This is a genomic window from Prosthecobacter sp. (assembly GCF_044232965.1).
Taxonomy (GTDB): Bacteria; Verrucomicrobiota; Verrucomicrobiia; order Verrucomicrobiales; family Verrucomicrobiaceae; genus Prosthecobacter.
The window spans coordinates 18,606-38,037 of the sequence record NZ_JBIIKX010000022.1; the positions used below are offsets into that span (position 1 = coordinate 18,606).

The following is a 19,432-nucleotide window of genomic DNA, read 5'->3' on the forward strand; positions in this document are numbered from 1 at the left end:
AAGGCGGGACTCCAGTGCGAAGAAACGACCATTGCCAACCACCGCCAACCTCCCTGATCGAGGGAGTCGGATTCCCAAACCCATGCAAGCTGAGGTCCGAGGGGCTGGAGCGCGCTTCAGACAGTCGCCAGACACTCATGCACCGCTTTGGCGGCGCGGGCGTAGGCTCCGCCGCTTCCCAACGCGGCCACCACGGCGGCGAGGTCGGCTTGCAGGGCGTCGCGACGCCCCGAATCCAGCAGCAGCTCCGTCGTCGTCTGGGCGAGCGTGTCGGCACTGAGATCTCCCTGCACGAGTTCGCGCACCACCTCGCGTCCAGCGAGGATGTTCACGATGCCGAGGTGCTTGATCTTCACGACGAGCTTCCCGACGAGGTAGGTGGGCCAACTCACGTTGTACACCAGGGTGTAAGGCAGGCCGAAACAGGCCGCCTCCAGCGTTGCGGTGCCGGAGGCCACGGCGCCGGCCTCGGCACGTTGCATCAGATCATAGACGGTGCCGGTTTCGATCCAGCGTTTCGCCTCGGGCAGGCCGTGCTCGTCAGCCAGGGTGCGCATGAAGCCTGCCAGCATTTCATTCGCCGCTGAGACGGCAAAGCGGGCATTGGGCACGGCTTGCTTGATCGCTTTGGCGGCCTCCATCATGAGAGGAAACAGGCGGCGCACCTCGTTGAGACGGCTGCCTGGGAACCAGCCAACGAGGCCGGGCTCACGCTTCCAGTCGCGGCGCAGCGTGACCACGCGGTCCACCATGGGATGCCCGCTGAATTCGGTGCGCAGGCCGCTCTTCTCATAAAACTCCTTCTCGAAGGGGAAGATGCAGATCATGAGGTCCAGCACCTTGGCCATGGTCTTCACGCGGCCCTTCTTCCAGGCCCAGACCTGCGGGCTGATGTAGTAGAGGATGCGACCCTTGTAACCGGCGGTGCGCAGTGACTTCGCCAGCCGCAGATTGAAGCCGGGATAGTCCACGAGAATGACGCCCTCGGGCTTCTGATCGAGAATCGAGTCGAGCACCGCGTCCATCTTCTCCTTGAAGTAGCGGTACATTTTCAAGACCTCCCACAGGCCCACGACGCCGGCGGTTTCGACCCAGTCTTCGATCCCCTCGCCCGCCACCTCGCGCATCTTCGGACCGCCGAGCCCGACAACCTTCAGGTCCGGCTCCAGGGCCTTCAATTCGCGCAGCAGGCCCGCGCCATGCGTGTCCCCGCTGACCTCGCCTGCGATGATGAAGACACGGTTCATGGTGTGAAGCCCACGGCACGGATCTCTTCCGCCGCGCCGTTTGTTGGAAAAATCATGGGCGCGAGATTAGCGACGCCAGCCGCATGGTCAAACCGCATGTCAGCGCGGGCCATAGGTTCGATGCTCATTGATTAAAAGATGGAAACTCCTCACTCTAGGATTGGCAAACATGCTTGTTTTGGCTAGAAACAGTGTTTAACGCGTCATGTCCTCTTCCTCTGATCCTCCACCAGCGGTTGCTTCCACCAACAGTCGAAAGAGCAGCGGCGGCCGCTGGGAACCGCCATCTCTGGAGGAACTGCAAATGCGTCTGCCGGTGTACCAGATCACCAGCCTGCTGGGCCGTGGTGGCATGGGCGCGGTTTACAAAGGCTGCCAGATCAATCTCGACCGGCCCGTCGCCATCAAAATCCTTCCCTCTTTCATGGATGACGATGAGACGGGGGGGAATTTCTCCGCCCGCTTCAAGAACGAGGCCCGGGCGATGGCCCGACTGTCACACGCGGGCATTGTGAAGGCGTTCGACTTTGGTGAAACGGCGGACGGGCTGCTCTACATCGTGATGGAGTTCATCGAGGGCACCGATGTGGCGCAGATGCTGCATGAGCAAGGCCGCCTGCCGCCGGAGCACGCCCTGGCGATCACCGCGCATGTGTGTGACGCGCTGACCTACGCCCACTCGCGCGGCATCTACCACCGCGACATCAAACCGGCCAACATCATGGTGGGCTACGATGGGGTGGTGAAGGTGGCGGACTTTGGCCTCGCCAAAATGAGCCACGACGGCAAGTCCGGCCTGACCCAAAGCGGACTCGCCCTCGGCACCCTGCATTACATGGCGCCCGAGGCGCTCGTGCTCGGAGCCGGGGTGGATCACCGGGCGGATCTTTATTCGCTGGGCGTGATGCTTTACCAGATGCTCACCGGCAGCCTGCCCCAGGGCATTTTCAAGATGCCCTCGCAACTCGTTCCAGGGCTGGACCCGCGTTACGACGCCATCATCTCCAAGGCGCTCCGGGAGGACCGGGACATCCGCCATCAGAGCGCCGCCGAGTTCCGCGCCGAACTGGATGCGCTGCTGATACAACCGGTCGTCAAGGTGCAGGCAGGTGCCGCCAAGGCCGAGCCCGCTCTCCCAACCACCGCGCGTCCGCGCCGACCGGCGGCGCCAGGCTTCAGACCCCCGCCTTCCAAGGTGGAGGTGCGTGTGAAGAAAAGCGGCTCTCCTCTCCTGTGGGCCGCCGTCATCGCCATGGGCGGACTCATCACCTGGCTGTCATGGAACAAGCCGCGCCCGGCCAGCGAGACCCGCGAGGCCCAGAGTGCCGTCGTGGAAAACACCGCGCCAACCACTGCTGCTCCCGCGCCAACCACCCCCGCTCCCACGCCTGTCCCCACCCCGCCGCCCTTGGCAGCACCTGTCAAACCCACGGCACCCGCAGCATCTGCTCCGGCCACTCCCGTCATCACCTCGACATCCCCCGCGCCTTCCAATCCCTCGGAGTCTTGGACTGACCAGTCCGGCCGGCAAATGACCGCCAAGTTCGTGCGTTTGAAGCCAGACCGGGTCACACTCAGCATTCAAGGGCAGGAAATGGACTTCCTCCTGAGCCGCCTCTCGGCGGAAAGTCAAAAGCAGGCCCAAGCACTCGCCCAGGCAGCCGGCCGTGCGGTGCCTGCCTCACCCGTGGCATCAACTCTTCTCTCGTCGCCGACACCCTCGACCGCGCCCAGGACGGCAACCCTGCCCGCTGCCGTTGCCCCCCTCCCGGCTTCCGCCACCGCAGCGCAGACCTGGACTGACACCAAGGGCAGAAAGATCACCGCCTCCTTGGTGCGTGTGCAGGGCGGTCAGATCACCCTCAAGGTCCAAGGGCGGGACGTCACCTTCGCCGTTGCCAATCTTTCCGCCGACAGCCAGAAACTGGCGGAATCACTCTCCCGGGCCGCCAGCGTGCCGGGCAGCGCTTCCCCAGGCAGCATGAATGCTGCAACGCTCTCGGAACAGAATGTCATCGCCCGTTTCACCTTCGACGGCACCACGCCGGAGCCCGGCGCGCAGATCAAGAATGCCGAGCAGAAGGACGGCGTGCTCGAACTGAGCGGTGACTATGAAAAACGCAACCCGCCCGGCTACCGCGCTGTGTTTTCCACCCCAGACCTCAACTACAACCACTTCACCGCGGCCATTCGTCTCCGCCCGGAGCGCCTCAATGATGTGCTGCTCGTCGGCGGCACCGGCTACCGCTGGCTCTCGGTTCGATGGACTTCGACCAGCAGCCTCACCTTCAGCCTGAACAACCAGCGCTTCAGCGAGGTGATCCGTGGTGTCCGCGTTTTGGAAAACCAATGGGTCACGCTTGCTGTGTCCTGTGATCTGGACGCCCGCCAGGCGGTGGTTTATCTCGATGGGAAAAAGGAAGCCGCCATCCAACTGCCCGATGATCTCAAACTCGATGTCGTCGGCACAAACTCAGAACAGTCCGACAAAGTCTGGGCCGTGACCAACTATTCCAACGGCAACGCCTTCAAAGGCCAGGTGGACGAGCTGGTTATTTTCGGACGCGTGCTTTCTGACGCGGAGATCAAGGCGCTGCGCCTGGGTGGACAAGCACCTTGAATTCATCCTTCGTAGTTTCGGACCACGGTGCGTCCGCTCCGGTTTCGAATCACTGCCCGAAATACCCCTTCACCTTGAGCTTCCGGCCGAAGATCTTCTCCCCGGCGGCGATGTAGAGGATGTCGTGGTCCTTGCCCGCGAACTCAACGCTCACCACTTTGCCCAGCGGATCGGGTTTGGCGATGATGCCTGCCAGACGACCGGCGGTGTCGAAGACCTGCACGCCGAGTTCGGTGGTGACGAAGTAGCGACCGCTCGCTTCCGTCGTCGCACCATCACCGGAAGCGGTTTCTTTGCCGACAGGCAGCCACATCGTCATGTAAGGCGCACCGCCGGTGAGCGTGCCGTCGTCCTCGATGCGCCAGGCCCACACATGCTTCCCGCCGTGCTCGGAGACGGCCAGCGTGCGCTCATCGGGCGAGATCGTGATGCCGTTAGGCTTCTGCACATGCCCCGCGTCGGCCACGATGTGCTTTTTATCCTTCGTGATGAGATGCACGCTCAGCGTCGGCGTCTCAGTGAAGTAAAGGTTGCCCTTCTTGCTGACGACGAGGTCGTTGCACTTCACGCCGGTGAGCAGCACTTCCACCTCGCCCTTCATGGTGATGGCGATGATGCGCTGCTCCTTGTTGTGACAGGCGTAAAACCGCCCGTCCGGGCCGATTTGCAGGCCGCTGATTCCTGGCAGGTTGTCGAGAAAAAGATCCGTCTTCCCCGTAGCGACGTCGATCTTGTAGATCCCCTTCCCGGCTTTCACATCCGTGAAGAACAGATTGCCCGCCGCATCGCAGCACAGACCGTCGGTGAAGGCATAACCACTGGCCGCTTCCTTCCACGGCTCACCGTCGATGAGGTAGTCGTGCAGCGAGGTGTCCTGGGCGAGGAGTGAAGTGGAAAGAAGGGAGAGGGAAAGGAGAAGGCGTTTCATGATTTTGATGGGTTCTTTGTTCTTGGTGCTTTGTTCTTAGTTTCCAAGCAGTTCCTCGCGGAGAACGATGAACCAAGAACTAGGAACCACGAACGGGTTGCGTTTCACTTCTTCCAAAGCCAGCGTAGCGTGTCCGGTAGCATCGCGCCGCCGTGCTTGCCGTTGTGGGTGCCTTCGCCGAGGACGAACTGGTAATCGTAACCGGCGAACTTCAGCGACGCGGCCATGTCCTGGTTCGCCAGCGGCCAGTTGCCGAACTGGTTGTCGAGATCGTTCTTGCCGTCCTGGAGGAAGACCTTGAGCGGCTTCTTGTCCGTCTTACGGATCAGCGCGGGATAAACATGTCCGCCACGGATGTTGGTGAAGCTGCCGATGTGGCTGATCACCCTGCGGAAGGCGTCGGGACGCTCCCAGGCCACGGTGAAAGCGCAGATGCCGCCGCTGCTGTTGCCGCAGATGCCGCGGCCTTCGGGATCGTCGGTCAGCTTGTAGCTCTTGGCGACTTCCGGCAGAATTTCTTCGATGAGGAAGCGCGCATGCAGATCGCCGAGGGAGTCGTATTCAAAGCTGCGGTTGCTGCGCGGCTTCTCCTTCGGGTTGCTGGTCGGAAACACGCCGGGATTGATGAAGATCCCGATCGTCACCGGCATCTCGCCCTTGGCGATGAGATTGTCGAACACCACCGGCACGCGGAACTGGCCGTCCGTCTTCACAAAGCCGCCACCATCGCAGAACACCATCACGTTCGCCGGTTGTTCCGGTTTGTATTGAGCGGGAACGTAGATCCACCAGTCACGCGACGTGCCGGGATAGATCTTCGAGTTCGTCCACGCCGGCATCTGCGTCACCTTCCCCTGCGGCACGTCCTTCTGGATCTGTGAATCCGGTCCGAGGAGATACTGATCATCCTGCGGAGCTGACTGGGCGAGACTGGCGAGACACAACGAAAGAGCGGCAGCGGTGAGAAACTTCATGGGCAAATCCGAACGAGGGTGCGGAAGGACATCTTGCACACATTGGGAATGCGGTTCGGTCTAGAGAAACACCGAAGTCCATCAGGAAACAAATGCACACATCTGTTCAATCAACGAACTCCGGCGCGACCTTGAACTCGAAGGTGAGAGGTTTGTCGAAGGCGAAGTCCACGCTGAACCAGGACGTGTCTTGAGAAAGTTCGAATGGAAACACAACCTCGGTGATCGGTTTATCTTCAATTCCTATCGCGGAGTCGCGCAAGATCTGAGCACCTGGCTTGGATTCAATTCCAGCAAGCCGACGACCATGATCGTCAATCGCGTCAACAAGGATCAAACGCTCTCCGGGCGCAGGGAGGTTCCCGGTGAGTACCAGTCCACTGCGCTCTTTCCCTGTGGGAGTCACCCGTTCGAGAGTCAGCTTTCGCCCGCCCACAACCAAAGAGCTGCCCACGACGATGGCCTCACGGCCCGGTGCTGGAATGTGGCTGAAACAAAACACCTCATTGCTGTTGAACAACTCTGGAACCGTCGGCCTGCGGTAAAGGTCCACACTCACGCGATAGCAGTCATCATCACTCATGAAGGTGTCTCTGTCCCAGAGCTTAATGCGATTGCGCCCCCCGTTCACGGGACCATTAAAATGCATCATGTTCCCTGACTGATCCCAGATCGTCATGGACTTCGTATCCGCTGTATATGGCAGTTCTGCCTTGAACGGGTGTCTCACCTCAAACTCACCCAAAGTTCGCTCATCTGCATCCTGCCTGGGCTGTCGGCGGCGGACGAATCTCTTCATCAAGAGCTCAACCCGCCCCTGTTTTGCTACGAGCGGAGCGGGCGATCCCTTCTCAGACGCGGTATTCACCTTGGCCGTATTTTTCACCTTCCACTCCGCCATGAGAGGCAACGAAGGAATGTCCCATGGATCATAGTCCAACGCACTTGGCCTGAATCGCAGGTGATAGGAATCTTGTCTTGAATAATACGCATCAATCAAGAACCATCCCTGTTCATTTGGCCCCTCGCTTTCGCGCCTCGGATAATCAACTGAGACCTTTACACGGGCTTTCGACTCAATGCCTTGGCCATCGACAAGATACACATCCCAATTCGATTCTGCTGGCCCCGAATAGCGCAGCCTGATTTGCACCGCGCTGGTGCTATGTCTTTCTGGATTACTGGTGATCGTGCCTCCGGAATCCTTCAATATCGGTAGTGGTGCATGGGCGTATCTGACTTCGAAATACTCTGAAATCCCCAAGGACTTGTCCATCCGCTCACCAATGCTGATGGAATGAAAATTTAATGTGGTTCCGTCTGGCAGCGTGATTGTCTGCGCCCTCCGATGGCCGATGATGAATATCATCAAAGCAGTGACAAACAGACAAAGGCCAATGGCTGTGAACTTGCGTTGGCGTGGGATCAGCATGAGATGACGAATGAGCCGCATCGAAGATCATTCACAAATCTGTGTGTTTGTCAGTAGCTTTATCTGCCGCCACGCAAGGAAACCGGGAGTGTGAAGTCTCCTCCTCTCCCGGTCTCCTCTTCTCCCCGTCTTCCGCCTACAGGCTCATGTGGCTGACGGGATCACTCCAGTCGCTGTAGCCGGTGCTGCCGCCGACGGCGCGGACCTGGAACTGGTAGTTGCCGCCGGGCGTGAGGCCGTTGATGGGCATGTTGCGCGAGTTGGTGAACAGGCCGCCGTTTTGCAGTGGCCCAGGAGCACCGCCGCTGCCGATGAGGGCATAACGTACCTCATAGCACTTCGCATTGGCGATGGGGCCGACGCGCACGACGAGCTGGCCGGAGTTGCCATTGGCGATGTCCTTGATCGTCGGAGCGGCCAGCGGGCTGGAGGCGTGGTTGGTGCTCACGGCGTCAAAGCCGCTGGAGAGCAGCGTGGCGAGGTCGTTGTTGCAGTTGGTCTGCACATAACCGGCGAGCTGGCGCAGCAGGTCGATGAGGTCATCACGCTTGCTGTTCTTGTCCGCCGTGTCCGCCGGACCGCCCTGCGCGGCGGTGGCGATGGCGGCGGTAAAGGCCGCCAGCGCGGCCTGAAGTGCCACCAGTGTGACTGGCGGCGTCGTGTAGGCGGCGTTGCCGTAGAGTTTCTGGATGACGGAAGAGGTGGTCTCTTCCAACGAGTGATCGGCCGCCGAGGCGAAGCCGAGGAGGACGCGTAGCTGAGGCATAGGTTTGCGGTTGGGTTGCGGCAAAAATCCGTTCCAAGTCAGGCCGGGCGTATCCCAACGCAACGGGTTGCCTTGGGCGTCCTTGCCATCCCAGGTGAGCGGTATTTTGGCCATAGGTTGGATGTCTGTGTTGTTGTGGGGGCTTTGAAAATGAACGCGGCAGCCACAGCAGCCTGCCGGGGACGCCACGGGCGGTGGGGTGTCACGGAACGAGTTTGATCCGGCATCGAGTGAGTCTTCTCCGTCATGGAGAAGGTCTGGTCCGTGACGGAGTGGGTCTGGTCAGCGACAGAGAAGGTTTTCTCCCATGCGAGAAGACTTGGGCCGTTGCGGACTGAGTCGGGTCCAAGATGGAGAAGGTTCAGTCCACGACGCAGAAAGTCTGGTCCGGGGCGGAGCAAGTCTGGTCCGTCATGGAGTGACCTGACTGCGTCCTGGACCAAACTCCGTCGCCACTGGACCAAGTTGCCGCTGCAATGGACCAAGTCTGGTCCGCGACGGAGAGAGTCTTGTCCGTCACGCCTCCAAGGCCATCCGTTGTGCCGAAAACGGCCTCCGCTGCGGATCAAACTCACTCCATCCGCCCACATGCCTGCGGCATGGCGGACTGAAAGCCCTGAACGATGGTTGAAGCCGCTCATGATTTTCGGTGAATTGCAGGCAGTTTACTGCAAACCGTCGCAGGCCCGCAATCATCTGCTTTTTTCACCTCCAAACGCCCCTTAAGCACAGCCAAGCAAGACACTGATTCCAAATCAGATGCATGCACCCAACTTTTTTCTGTCGCTAGGGATGAGAGTCGCCCCTCCAGCGCGATGAAAAGCGCTTCTGCCCCCAAACTCTCCTGCGGAAGCACTACAAAAGAACGGCCGCGGCGAAAAACTTCATGGGTCGAATCCGAACGAGGGCGAGGTGTGACATCTTGCAGGTGACAAACCGCCAGATTTGTGAATGATCTTCAATGTTACGCCAAGAAACAGAGGCCATCACCAATGAGACCAAAACATTACGCAGCTATCTTGCTCCTGTGTGGTCTCGTCGGTTGTGGTGAAAGCCCTGGAGGAATGCCTCCCTCATACGCCGCCAAGGACTTTGACCCGCGACTCATGAAGATGGCGGCAACAGCAACTCCAATCATTGCTGCTGTTCAGCGCTATCGAGTCACGCATGGCAGCTTCCCTCCCGACTTGAAGTCGTTCAGAGACGGGCTGCCGACAAGCGTCATCGTTGGTCATGATTTAGCTGACGGATGGCGATACTCCAGATCTGAGGGAGGACTCACCTTTCACCTTGTTACCAAGTTGGGCTGGGATCCCTGCCTGATATACGAAGCAACTGCAACGAACTTCACTTGGACATTCGATCCCGGAGACGGCAGCGACAAGAAGGAGGTTAAGCTGCAACCATGAGAATCAACTGTCCGAACAAAGCGGCAGCCATCCCTGAGGTTGTTGTAGCACGCTCAACTCGAATCTCACTCACTCCGCCAAGTTCACACTCGCCCAGGTTTGGCTGCGCTTTAGACGTTGCTCCATTCTGATCAGGTGAAGCGCGAGATTTCGCCTTCACGCCACGTTCGTGCTCTCTGAATGCGTCTCTCGATTTTCTTTCTGCTCGCCTCCATCCTCGCCGCCCGCGCGGCGGTGGATTTTTCTCATCAGATCGTGCCGATCCTGCGGGAGCACTGCGCGGAGTGCCATGCGGGGGACAAGAAGAAGGGCGGGTTTTCCTTCAATGACCGGAAGGCGTTGCTGGAGGGCAGTGAGAACGGGGCGGTGGTGGCTGCGGGCAAGGCGGGCATGAGCCGGATGATCGAGGTCATTCTCTCGACCGATTCCGACGAGCAGATGCCGCCGAAGGGGAAGCGGGTGCCAGCGGATCAGATCGCGCTGCTGAAGGCGTGGATCGACTCGGGCATCGCGTGGGAGGAGGGATTCGCGTTCAAGAAGGCGGCGTATGAGCCGCCACTGAAGCCGCGTTCCCCCGCCCTGCCTGCGGCGGTGGATGGGCGCACGCATCCGATTGACCGCATCCTGGATGCGCATCTCGCGGCGAAGAAGCAAACGCGCCCTGCGGCCATCGACGACCACACTTTCCTGCGCCGGGCTTCGCTGGATCTCATCGGCCTGCTTCCCACGCCGGAGGAAGTGACGGCCTTTGACCAGGACAAGGCTGCTGACAAACGAGCACGGCTCGTGGAAGCGCTGCTGAAGCGTGACATCGACTACACGGAGCACTGGCTCACCTTCTGGAACGACCTGCTGCGCAACGATTACGGCGGCACGGGATTCATCACCGGCGGGCGCAAGCAGATCAGCAACTGGCTGTATCATGCGCTGATCACGAACCTGCCCTTCGATCAATTTGTGCGCGAGCTGATCGCCCCGCCGAACGATGAGAGCCGGGGATACATCGACGGCATCAAGTGGCGCGGCGATGTGAGCGCCGGGCAGACGGTGGAGATTCAGTTCGCGCAGAGCATCTCGCAGAGCTTTCTCGGCATCAACATGAAGTGCGCCTCGTGCCACGACAGCTTCATTGACCGCTGGAAGCTGAGCGAGGCCTACGGACTGGCGGCGATCTATTCGAATCGACCGCTCGAGATTCATCGCTGCGACAAACCCATCGGCCAGCAGGCCACGGCGGCGTGGTTGTTCCCGGAGATCGGCCAGATCGACGCGAAAGCGAAGCAGCCGGAGCGCCTGAAGCAGCTCGCCGCGCTGATGACACATCCACAAAATGGCCGCACGCCGCGCACCATCGTGAACCGCCTGTGGCAGCGCCTCATGGGTCGGGGAATCGTGCATCCGGTGGATTCGATGCAGACGGAGCCGTGGAATGCCGATTTGCTCGATTACCTGGCCACCTACCTCGTGGAGAATGGTTACGATTTGAGGAAGACGCTGGCCCACATCGCCACGTCGCAAGCGTATCAGTCGCACGCGCAGATCGTGACGAAGGAAACTGACGACCACGGCTACACCTATGCCGGACCACGTGCCAAGAGGCTCACGGCGGAGCAGTTCGTCGATGCCATCTGGCAGCTCACCGGTGCCGCGCCGACGAAGATGGATGCCAGCGTGCTGCGGGGGAAAGTCGATCCCGCTTTGGCGAAGCAGATCACGGTGAAGGGCCAGTGGATCTGGGGCGACAGCGCCAAGCCTGGCAGCACGCCGCCTTCAGGCGAAAGCATCACCCTGCGCAAGACCTTTAAACTCGACGCCGATCCGGCCAGCGCCAGTGCCGTGATCACCTGCGACAACGGCTTCACGCTGTTCGTGAACAACAAAAAGATCAGCGCCGGGGACGATTGGAGCAAACTCGCCGCCGTGCCGCTGCAAACCGCGCTCAAGAAAGGCGCGAACACGATCATCGCCATCGCTACCAACGCCGGCAACGGGCCCAACGCCGCCGGATTTTTCTTCGACGCCCGTATTCGCGACACCGCAGGCAAGGAAACCTCGATCAGCAGTGATGCGTCCTGGGAATGGACGGCTCAAGCACCGGCTGGCGGCAAAGAAGGCAGGCTCGGTGCTTTTGAGGCGAAGGACTGGAAGCCCGTCACCGTCGTCCAAGCGCTGCCGGTTTGGCAGAAGACCATCGACGCGCAGGCTCCGGCCTTGCTCGCCCAAGGAGCCGCCGGCTCCAATCACATGATCCGCGCCTCCTTGATGAAGGCCGATTTCCTCATGCGCACGCTCGGACGCCCAAACCGCGATCAAATCGTCTCCACCCGACCCAACGACCTCACCACGCTGGAAGCCATCGACCTCGCGAATGGGAGCATTTTGGCCGGCACCATCAGCAAAGGTGCCAAACGGCTGCTGGAGGCGGCCAAGGGTGATTTCATCACGCCGCTTTACCGCCATGCGCTCTGCCGCGACCCTTTGCCCGCCGAGCTGGCCACGGCGAAAGAGATTCTTGGCGCGACGCCAACGCAGCAATCGCTGGAAGACCTGCTCTGGGCCGTGTGCATGCTGCCGGAGTTTCAGGTGGTGCGCTGAGTCCCGGCGTAAATACGCGGACTGCCCGAGCTCGGGATGAAATCAAAGATTGATTTCAAACGTGGGATACCCCACAATAATAAAGTCTAAAAGGAAAGTTAATTATCAGTACCCAGTCAGTGATGCGACACCTCCACTTCATCCTTCTCGGCCTTGCGGTTTCGCTGCTCGCCTCATGCTCGTCCTCAGGGCTGTTCAGCGCAGGCAAGATCGGCAAAGGCTCCTCACGCATCACCTCCGTTCGAACCACGGCTTACACGCACAGCGAGTCCGACCACATCATTTACGGAGCCAGGACAGCGGTGGGCACCAATCTGAAGTATGGCAATGTGCGCAGCGCCGCCGCCGACTGGTCCGTTTACCCCGTGGGCACGGTTTTCCAGATCGAGGGACTGCCCTATGTTTACCAAGTCGATGACTACGGCTCGGCGCTGGTCGGCACCAACACCATCGACCTCTACAAGCCCGACAAGGCCACCATGCGTGCCTGGGGTGTGCGCAATGTGAACATCCGGGTCATCAAATGGGGTTCATTCTCGAAGAGCCTCTCCATTCTGCGTCCGCGCACCGCTTATCCACACATCCGCAAGATGGTGTCGCGCATCGAAACCAGCTCCTAGGACACGAAATCGTGACCCGGCAGGAGCGAGCGGATCATGTGCTGAAGCGACTGGGGCAGCTTTACCCCGACCCGCCGATTCCCTTGGACCACACCGACGCCTTCACCCTGCTGGTGGCGGTCCTCCTCTCCGCCCAATGCACCGATGTGCGGGTGAATCAGATCACCCCGGCGCTGTTCAAGCTGGGAAACACTCCGGCAAAACTGGCCGAGGCACCGCTGGAGGACATCATGGCCATCGTCCGGCCCTGCGGCCTGGGACCGCAGAAGGCCAAAGCCATCAAGGAACTTTCAGGCCTCCTGCTGACCAAGCATCAGGGCCAAGTGCCGGCTTCTCTCGAAGCGCTTGAACAACTGCCCGGAGTCGGGCACAAAACCGCCCAGGTGGTCATGGCACAGGCGTTTGGCGAGCCCTCCTTTCCTGTGGACACGCACATCCACCGCCTGGCCCAGCGCTGGGGGCTGACCACAGGGAAATCCGTGCTACAAACCGAGCGCGATCTGAAGCGCCTGTTTCCCAAGGATTCCTGGAACAAGCTGCACCTCCAGATCATTTTCTATGGGCGAGAACACTGCACCGCGCGTGGTTGCGATGGCACCGTCTGCGAGATCTGTCGCACGTGTTTCCCCGAACGCCAGAAAGCCAAATGCAACCGCAAGGCATAAAAAAGCCCCCTGCGGGAACAGGGGGCCGGGTCTTGAGCAGAGAGATTCAAAAAAACTACCAGCGCAGCCTCAAACTGGTGCGGAAGGCACGTGTGGTGTCTCCAAAGTCCGCACCGAGGCCAATATCGAACATCGGTAACACACGGAAGTAGGTGGAGAGATCCAGAACCTTGCTGTCATATTTGTCCGCGCTGCTCACCGTCACACCCGCCTGAACTTCCATGAAGTCGAACGGGGTGAAACGCAACGCAGGACGCACATAAATGGACCCCTCGCTGAAACCCAGGTTGGTGTTGTCAGCCTTGATATTCGCATAAATCATCCCAGCCTCGCCCACGAAAGTGAGCCGATCATTGATCAGTGTCGTGTGGAAGCCCGCCCCCGCTTGAACGGTGGCAAAGTCATAGTCCGCATTCCTGACCCCGGCTGCTGTGGCGGCGCTTGGGCCACTCCCCCAACTGGCGCCGACCTTGAGATACAACGGATTGAACAAAGCAACTGTGAGCGCTCCTCCAATCGTGTGGGCTCCATCCAAACTCTTGTTTTTTGGATCCACATAGCGGTAGAACACCTCCATGCTGTCATAATTGATGATGCTCGGGCCTTGGGGACTCCCGTAACCAGCGGTACCAGGGGGGGGCGTGTTGTAGCCCCCTGCCCCCTGTGGCGCGTAGGAAGACAAAGCCCCAGGCATGGGAGCGGTAGCATAGGGGTCGGCATAAGGCAGGGGCGCGGTGACCCCCGGAGTGATCGAGGGTGGAGGCAGACTATTCGGATAAGCAGGCACCGTTGTGGTCGGTGGTGGCGTGGCTCCATAACCGGGCGGAGGCACACCCATCACACCGTATCCGGGTGGTGGAGCACCTTGGCCGGAAGCATTTTCACAGAGCATGGTTCCAAGAACCAAAATGCCAAAAATCGTCTTTTTCATGACAGGCGGGGCAAATATTAATTATTTAGATAAGTTAGATATTCTCTCATATAAACGAGTTCGGCAAACTTTTTTTGCACTTTTGAGATTTTCCATTCTCGCAATGCTTTCTCCTCACCGCTGGGTTCACCCCGCCGACTGCACCCGCCAGAAGTTTAAGTTCTTCGCGATTTCAGCCCCCAGAGGACTAGCAACCCGAGAATCAGAGCGCCCAAGGCTCCCATCAGTGAGCTTCCACCGCCCCTGTTGTCACTGGGGACTGCCTCAGGCATGATCGCCACCACTTCGGGTGTTTTGGGTGCTAAAACAGCCGGTTTGCCGGTTTCAACAACCGCCCCCGTCACATGACCTGCTGCGAGCAGCGCTTTTTCCCAGTCCACATTCAGCAGGAGATCCCAGCCAGGGTTATCATTCTTGATTCGGCAGCCGCAGCGGCCCACGAGAAACATGCTCGCATCTTCAAGCGTCGCGTCATCGAGCAAGGCCAGCGGCCAGGCTCCGAGCACCCTGCCCTTTCCAAACACCGGAGCCGCAAAGCTCGTGCTGGCAGGATCAATCTCACCCTTTGGACCCGCCAGCATCTTGAAGAGCACCTTTTCCGCCGGATCATCGCGCCGCAGGCGCAGCGTGGTGAATTTCAGCCGCAGCGGCGGTCCCGGTCCCAGTTGGCTGTCCGGGTCGTTGGGATCTTGAATCGGCAGCGCGGCCACCTGCTCAAGAAACTTCAGCCGCTTTTCGATGCGCTCCACCTCCACCACATCCTGCGGCGATCCGTTGTCTGCGATGACCCAAATGAACGAATCCCCCGCCAAAATGCTCTCGACGATTTTCCTGCGTGCTGGTGAATCCAGCAACGCTGCGATCGATGCTTTGTCCAGATCACCCGACCAAACAATCTGACTGCTCTCACGCGAATTGCGCAGTTCCGCCTTCGTCACTGCCACATCACGCGAGGTTGTGATGTCCAGGTTCGCCTTCCCATTCGCACGCAAGGGCCGAAGCGCATCCTGCAAAGCCGTGTCCTGCGCCGCACTCGCAGGCAGCACGAGATGAAACTTGTCCGCCTCCCAGCGATCCAAGGCATACCGAAACACCGGGATCGTACAGGCACACGCGCCGCTGACGCAAACGAGGCTGAATAGAAGTCCGAAGCGCATGATTTACTTCCCAAAGCACTGCACGCGTCCATCCATGGTGCTGACATACACGCGGCCTTGGGCGACGGTGATGCCATCCCAGACAGGGGGGCTGGTGAGTTCGAGGCCGGTGGATTGCTCGCCGGTTTCGGTGTTTACGGCCCACATTTTGGCGCCGCGGCGACCTTCGAGAGCTTCGTTTTGTTCGTTGAGCTCTTTGAGAATTTCGGGGTCTTTGGCGGCGAGGCGTTCGAAGGCGTATTCTTCGTCGATGGTATCGGGCGCTCCGCTGACGAGGACGGTTTTGCCAGCCAAGGCCATGCTGCGAGCGACGATGGGGACGAAGCGGTCCCAGGTGTGCTTCACGAAGCTGCCTGCGCCGCCACCTTTGCCACTCTTGCCGCCACCTGCGGGTTTGAACCACAAGGCGGCTCCGACTTTGCCTTTGCCGGTTTCGACGCCTGCGCCGATGCCGTGGGCGGCATTCGCGGAGCTGTCGCGGCTGTCGCCGTTGTCGAAATTGCAGATGAGCACGGCGTCGGCGGGTTTGGAGTCGGGCGATTCGAAGCGCTGCTGCACTTCGGCGGCGGTGAGAGCCTTGTGATAGAGGGCGAACTGGTCGAGCAGGCCGCTGAAACCTCCGGCGCTGCCTTCGGCAACTCCCTCGCCGTTGCCGAGATACATGGGGCGGGCGGGTTTGCCGGTGAGGAGGTCGCTGCTGCCTTCGGCGACGAGTTTGCCGTCGATGTAGAGGCTCATTTTCTTATCGGCGGCCAAGGTGCCGACGAGGTGGTGCCAGCCTTCGGTGAGGGCCTCGGCGGAGACGATGGTGACGAGTTTGCTATCGCTGCGGATGTGGAGTTGTGGCTTCTTTTCGCGAATGTCGAGGGCTAGTCCCTGAAGCGGGCCGCCATGGTGCAAAACGGTGCCGTTGGCGTTATCGGGCAGCACCCAGGCTTCGACGGAAATAGCGGTCTGTGCCGGATTCAGTGCTTCATGATCGGGGAAGAGCACGGAGCCAGGGATCGGTGCATTGGCGACGGCAGGGGCGGCTTTGCCTTTGCCCTTTCCTTTGCCTTTGGCTTCGGCCTTGGCGTTCTTTTTCGCGGCTTTGCCTTCTTGCTGAAGCTTCGGTGGTTGTTCAGCCAGCGGCTGGCCGTCGGGGCCGAGGACAAGGCTGTTGCCCTTGCGCTCGGTGGTGGCTCCCTCGGTCGTGAAGGCTTCCTCCGGCGGTGTCTTCGGCGTGGAGAAGAGGGTGTACTCCATGGTGGTGGTCCACTTGTAGTATTGAGCCTCGCGTCCGTAGCTGTACACGTTCTTGTCGTCGTGAACGAGGATGCGGCCTGCAGGAGCATATTTGCCTGCCTGATAGTAGCCTGCATGACCTCCGGCGAAGCTCTTGCCATAGACCCAGTAGCTGCGGTGGAAGTTCGAGTCATCGAGGAAGCCCATCGGGGCGAAAAGATGAGCACCTTCGCCTTTGTGAGCGCCGCCTTGCTTGTCGAAATCTCCGCTGACAGGGCCGACCTCAACGCGTTTGCCGTCTTCGACGATCTTTTGTGTGCGAAGGTAGGTCCACTTGCCGTCGCTGCTGAGGATGTCGTTGAGCGCGACGGGCATTTGTAGCGTCTTGTGACGGTCATTGAGGTCGCCGCCGGTGTCGGGGTCTTTGTCGTCGTAGTTTTGCTTCACGCGCATCTCGCCGGTTTTCGCGTCGAGTCGGTAGAACCACAGGCCGCCATCGAGGAAGCAGGAATGACCGGCGATGCAGCTCACGAGGCCGTTTTCGACCAAGACGCTGCCGTGCACAGGCCACACGCTTTCCATCATTTCCCAGGCTCCATGGCTGAGCATGACGGGCGCGGCCTGGAACTTCCAAACGAGCGCTCCATCCGTGGCGCGGACGCAATAGACCTGGCCGTCTTTGCCGCCGAAGAACACGCGGCCTTTCCAATACGTGGGCGGTGAGTCGATGCGGCCACCGGCAATGAAATGCCATGCGGGTTTGCCGGTGGCGGCGTCAAAGGCATGCAGCGTGTGCTTATCGACCTCGCTGACAAAGGTGAGGCCTGCGGCGGTGGTGGTGGTGCTGAGCGGTGGCGTGAGTTTGACCTCCCAGGCCATGCCGAGATCTTTTTTGAGATCGCTCTTCGCGGCGCCGCTGCGGGCGTTGTCGCTGCGGTAGGTGGGCCAGTCTTGGACGTCGGCTTCCTTTTCGTCGATGGCATCGGCATACGCGGGGCCTTTGATGAGGCGCTCGCTGTCTGGCGTGTTTGCAGGCATCGGGTAACGCGGGGCGCTGGCCATGACGGCCATGCCATCGAGCTTTGCCTCAGGGTAGCAGGCGCAGTTGTGCGGTCCGGCATAGGTGAGGCCGTTCGCGGGCATCACGCCGTAAAGGCAAGCACCGCGCACCCAGTGATTGAGGTCCCAGTGCTGCTTTTCCATATCGACATACTCGATGCCGGTGCGGCTGGGGATGATGTATTTTTCCGTCGCTTTGCCCATGTAGCAGCGATGATGAAACCAGTAGGTGCCCTCCGGCACATCGGGGAAAAAGCTCTTCTTTTTCTCGCCGGTGAGCGGATCAAAACCACGATACTCACCGCTTTGATTGCCATTCATGTTGCCGGAATTCCACACGAGTCCCTGGGCGACGATGACGTCCTCCAGGCTTCGGTAGCCGCTCTTTTCATGCGGCGCGGTCCAGATGTCTTTGCCCGTTTCGGCGTTCATGCCCTTCATCGTGCCATCGCCACCAGCGTAAATGATCACGTCTTTATGAAGGAGGATGCGCGGGGCGAAGTTAAACTCATAAAGCTGGCGGCGCTTCGTGGGATCGGTGGTGAATTTCACCTCGCCGGTCTTCACGTCGCGGGCGGCGATGCCGTCGCCATTGTAATAGACTAGGCGCTTGTCATCGATGGCCAGAGTGACCGGCGCGATGCGGTCTTCTTGCTGCCAGAGCGTCTTGCCGCTCTCGGCGTCGATGGCGAGCAAGTTGCGCGGTTTGCCATCCCAATTGAACTCGGTCTCCACACGCTTCTGGTCGCTCTGCTGCTTCACGGCGTAGTCTTTGTTCAGCACCCAGGGTTCTTTGTTCACGAGGGCAAAGATCGTGCCGTTGCGCATGATGAGCTCTTCCGCGCCTTTGGTTTGCTCATAAATGCGGATGCCCCTGCCCGTGGCACCATCGAGGCAGGAAATCGGGTCCGCGATGCCCATGGTGACATACACCTTGTCGCCAATCGCCACGATGCGTCGAGTGAGCTGCGTGGGGCCGGACTTCAGCGGCCAAAGGTGAGTACTCCACTCCGGGATCGGCTTTTTCCAAAGCACGGTGCCGTTGAAAGCGTCACGCGCGATCAGCACAAACTTCGCCGGCATGAGGATGGAGATGCGGCTGCCTTCGTCGATGATGTAATAGATGCGGCCACCGGCGCTGACCTTGGCGCTCACTGACGACATGCGATCATGGTGCCGACTCCAGCGCGGATTTCCCACCCACTGCATCCGCGAAGGCGGTCCGACGAGCATGTCCTTCGAGGTGGGATTGCCCTTCGAATCGTAAGCGTAGTGCGTCCACTCATCCATGTCCTTCGGCCAGGCTTTGGTGATCTTTTTCCAGGCACCGCCCTTTTTGATCATCGCCACGCCCAGCGGTGTGAGGACGCGGTCGATCTCCTCTTTGGAAACGGCGGCGGCGTCCTCGATCACGAGCAGGTTCACGTAATTCTCGATGTAGGGCAGGTGTTTGCCATTCCACTCCGAAACCGCGACAGCACCACTGACACCGGCTTTGTAGAGCGAATCGCGGATCGCAGGCACCTTGTCCGCCTCTTTCGTGAGGCCTTGGACCTGATACGAATCATTCACCCGCAACTTCTGCGTCACCGTTCCGTCTCCGCAGCCGACATGGACCACGATGCCGCCTTTGACGCCGGATTGGGAAAGAATGTCCGAGGCTTCATCGGCAAGAAGCGGAGACGTGAGCAGGAGAGAGAAGAGCGCGAGACGTTTCATGGTTGGGCGGAAAGTGAGGTGGCTGTAACGCGAACATGCAGGTGAGCTTTCAGGCCAGTTGGCCTCAACACGCAGAGCCAGGGCGA

General features: G+C 60.0%; 13 protein-coding genes. 4 read left to right on the forward strand and 9 right to left on the reverse strand.

From position 1 onward, the window contains the following. Positions 1-116 precede the first annotated feature (116 nt). On the reverse strand, positions 117-1,247 hold the full coding sequence (gene lpxB, locus ACILSI_RS11565) for a lipid-A-disaccharide synthase (RefSeq protein ID WP_395722036.1): 1,131 nt from the start codon (positions 1,245-1,247) through the stop codon (positions 117-119). Further along, on the reverse strand, positions 1,244-1,375 hold the full coding sequence (locus tag ACILSI_RS11570) for a hypothetical protein (RefSeq protein ID WP_395722037.1): 132 nt from the start codon (positions 1,373-1,375) through the stop codon (positions 1,244-1,246). The genes lpxB and ACILSI_RS11570 overlap by 4 nt, the downstream gene beginning before the upstream one ends. 77 nt (positions 1,376-1,452) lie before the next feature. Between ACILSI_RS11570 and ACILSI_RS11575 the strand changes: the two genes are divergently transcribed. Then, positions 1,453-3,867: a protein kinase domain-containing protein gene (locus tag ACILSI_RS11575; RefSeq protein WP_395722038.1), complete on the forward strand. Its 2,415-nt coding sequence runs from the start codon at positions 1,453-1,455 to the stop codon at positions 3,865-3,867. 49 nt (positions 3,868-3,916) lie between these two features. Here the strand turns inward: ACILSI_RS11575 and ACILSI_RS11580 are convergent, their stop codons facing one another. The 4 genes from ACILSI_RS11580 to ACILSI_RS11595 all read right to left on the reverse strand — a co-directional run bounded on the left by ACILSI_RS11580 (position 3,917) and on the right by ACILSI_RS11595 (position 8,081). Next, on the reverse strand, positions 3,917-4,795 hold the full coding sequence (locus tag ACILSI_RS11580; protein ID WP_395722039.1) for an SMP-30/gluconolactonase/LRE family protein: 879 nt from the start codon (positions 4,793-4,795) through the stop codon (positions 3,917-3,919). A gap of 104 nt (positions 4,796-4,899) precedes the next feature. Continuing rightward, positions 4,900-5,769: an alpha/beta hydrolase gene (locus ACILSI_RS11585; protein WP_395722040.1), complete on the reverse strand. Its 870-nt coding sequence runs from the start codon at positions 5,767-5,769 to the stop codon at positions 4,900-4,902. 106 nt (positions 5,770-5,875) lie between these two features. Beyond that, a complete protein-coding gene (locus ACILSI_RS11590) occupies positions 5,876-7,201 on the reverse strand; it encodes a hypothetical protein (RefSeq protein WP_395722041.1) in 1,326 nt (441 codons plus the stop codon). A 136-nt stretch (positions 7,202-7,337) separates the two neighbouring features. Further along, positions 7,338-8,081: a fibronectin type III domain-containing protein gene (locus ACILSI_RS11595; protein WP_395722042.1), complete on the reverse strand. Its 744-nt coding sequence runs from the start codon at positions 8,079-8,081 to the stop codon at positions 7,338-7,340. A gap of 1,475 nt (positions 8,082-9,556) precedes the next feature. Here ACILSI_RS11595 and ACILSI_RS11600 point away from each other — a divergent pair. The 3 genes from ACILSI_RS11600 (at position 9,557) to nth (ending at position 13,256) form a co-directional block, all read left to right on the forward strand. Continuing rightward, a complete protein-coding gene (locus tag ACILSI_RS11600) occupies positions 9,557-11,971 on the forward strand; it encodes a DUF1549 domain-containing protein (RefSeq protein ID WP_395722043.1) in 2,415 nt (804 codons plus the stop codon). A gap of 122 nt (positions 11,972-12,093) precedes the next feature. Beyond that, positions 12,094-12,591: a 3D domain-containing protein gene (locus tag ACILSI_RS11605; RefSeq protein WP_395722044.1), complete on the forward strand. Its 498-nt coding sequence runs from the start codon at positions 12,094-12,096 to the stop codon at positions 12,589-12,591. Between the two features lie 11 nt (positions 12,592-12,602). Further along, the gene (gene nth, locus ACILSI_RS11610) at positions 12,603-13,256 is read left to right on the forward strand and encodes an endonuclease III (protein WP_395722045.1); all 654 of its coding nucleotides are present in this window, start codon (positions 12,603-12,605) and stop codon (positions 13,254-13,256) included. Between the two features lie 55 nt (positions 13,257-13,311). Here the strand turns inward: nth and ACILSI_RS11615 are convergent, their stop codons facing one another. The 3 genes from ACILSI_RS11615 to ACILSI_RS11625 all read right to left on the reverse strand — a co-directional run bounded on the left by ACILSI_RS11615 (position 13,312) and on the right by ACILSI_RS11625 (position 19,346). Further along, a complete protein-coding gene (locus ACILSI_RS11615; protein WP_395722046.1) occupies positions 13,312-14,187 on the reverse strand; it encodes a hypothetical protein in 876 nt (291 codons plus the stop codon). 155 nt (positions 14,188-14,342) lie between these two features. Continuing rightward, positions 14,343-15,344, reverse strand: a complete 1,002-nt coding sequence (locus ACILSI_RS11620; RefSeq protein ID WP_395722047.1) for a hypothetical protein — start codon at positions 15,342-15,344, stop codon at positions 14,343-14,345. A gap of 3 nt (positions 15,345-15,347) precedes the next feature. Continuing rightward, the gene (locus tag ACILSI_RS11625; protein WP_395722048.1) at positions 15,348-19,346 is read right to left on the reverse strand and encodes a PQQ-binding-like beta-propeller repeat protein; all 3,999 of its coding nucleotides are present in this window, start codon (positions 19,344-19,346) and stop codon (positions 15,348-15,350) included. Positions 19,347-19,432 lie beyond the last annotated feature (86 nt).

Bases quoted from the DNA above. Each gene is read 5' to 3' on its own strand.
- lpxB (WP_395722036.1), bottom strand. From the start codon at position 1,247: ATGAACCGTGTCTTCATCATCGCAGGCGAGGTCAGCGGGGACACGCAT.
- ACILSI_RS11570 (WP_395722037.1), bottom strand. From the start codon at position 1,375: ATGAGCATCGAACCTATGGCCCGCGCTGACATGCGGTTTGACCATGCG.
- ACILSI_RS11575 (WP_395722038.1), top strand. From the start codon at position 1,453: ATGTCCTCTTCCTCTGATCCTCCACCAGCGGTTGCTTCCACCAACAGT.
- ACILSI_RS11580 (WP_395722039.1), bottom strand. From the start codon at position 4,795: ATGAAACGCCTTCTCCTTTCCCTCTCCCTTCTTTCCACTTCACTCCTC.
- ACILSI_RS11585 (WP_395722040.1), bottom strand. From the start codon at position 5,769: ATGAAGTTTCTCACCGCTGCCGCTCTTTCGTTGTGTCTCGCCAGTCTC.
- ACILSI_RS11590 (WP_395722041.1), bottom strand. From the start codon at position 7,201: ATGCTGATCCCACGCCAACGCAAGTTCACAGCCATTGGCCTTTGTCTG.
- ACILSI_RS11595 (WP_395722042.1), bottom strand. From the start codon at position 8,081: ATGGCCAAAATACCGCTCACCTGGGATGGCAAGGACGCCCAAGGCAAC.
- ACILSI_RS11600 (WP_395722043.1), top strand. From the start codon at position 9,557: ATGCGTCTCTCGATTTTCTTTCTGCTCGCCTCCATCCTCGCCGCCCGC.
- ACILSI_RS11605 (WP_395722044.1), top strand. From the start codon at position 12,094: ATGCGACACCTCCACTTCATCCTTCTCGGCCTTGCGGTTTCGCTGCTC.
- ACILSI_RS11615 (WP_395722046.1), bottom strand. From the start codon at position 14,187: ATGAAAAAGACGATTTTTGGCATTTTGGTTCTTGGAACCATGCTCTGT.
- ACILSI_RS11620 (WP_395722047.1), bottom strand. From the start codon at position 15,344: ATGCGCTTCGGACTTCTATTCAGCCTCGTTTGCGTCAGCGGCGCGTGT.
- ACILSI_RS11625 (WP_395722048.1), bottom strand. From the start codon at position 19,346: ATGAAACGTCTCGCGCTCTTCTCTCTCCTGCTCACGTCTCCGCTTCTT.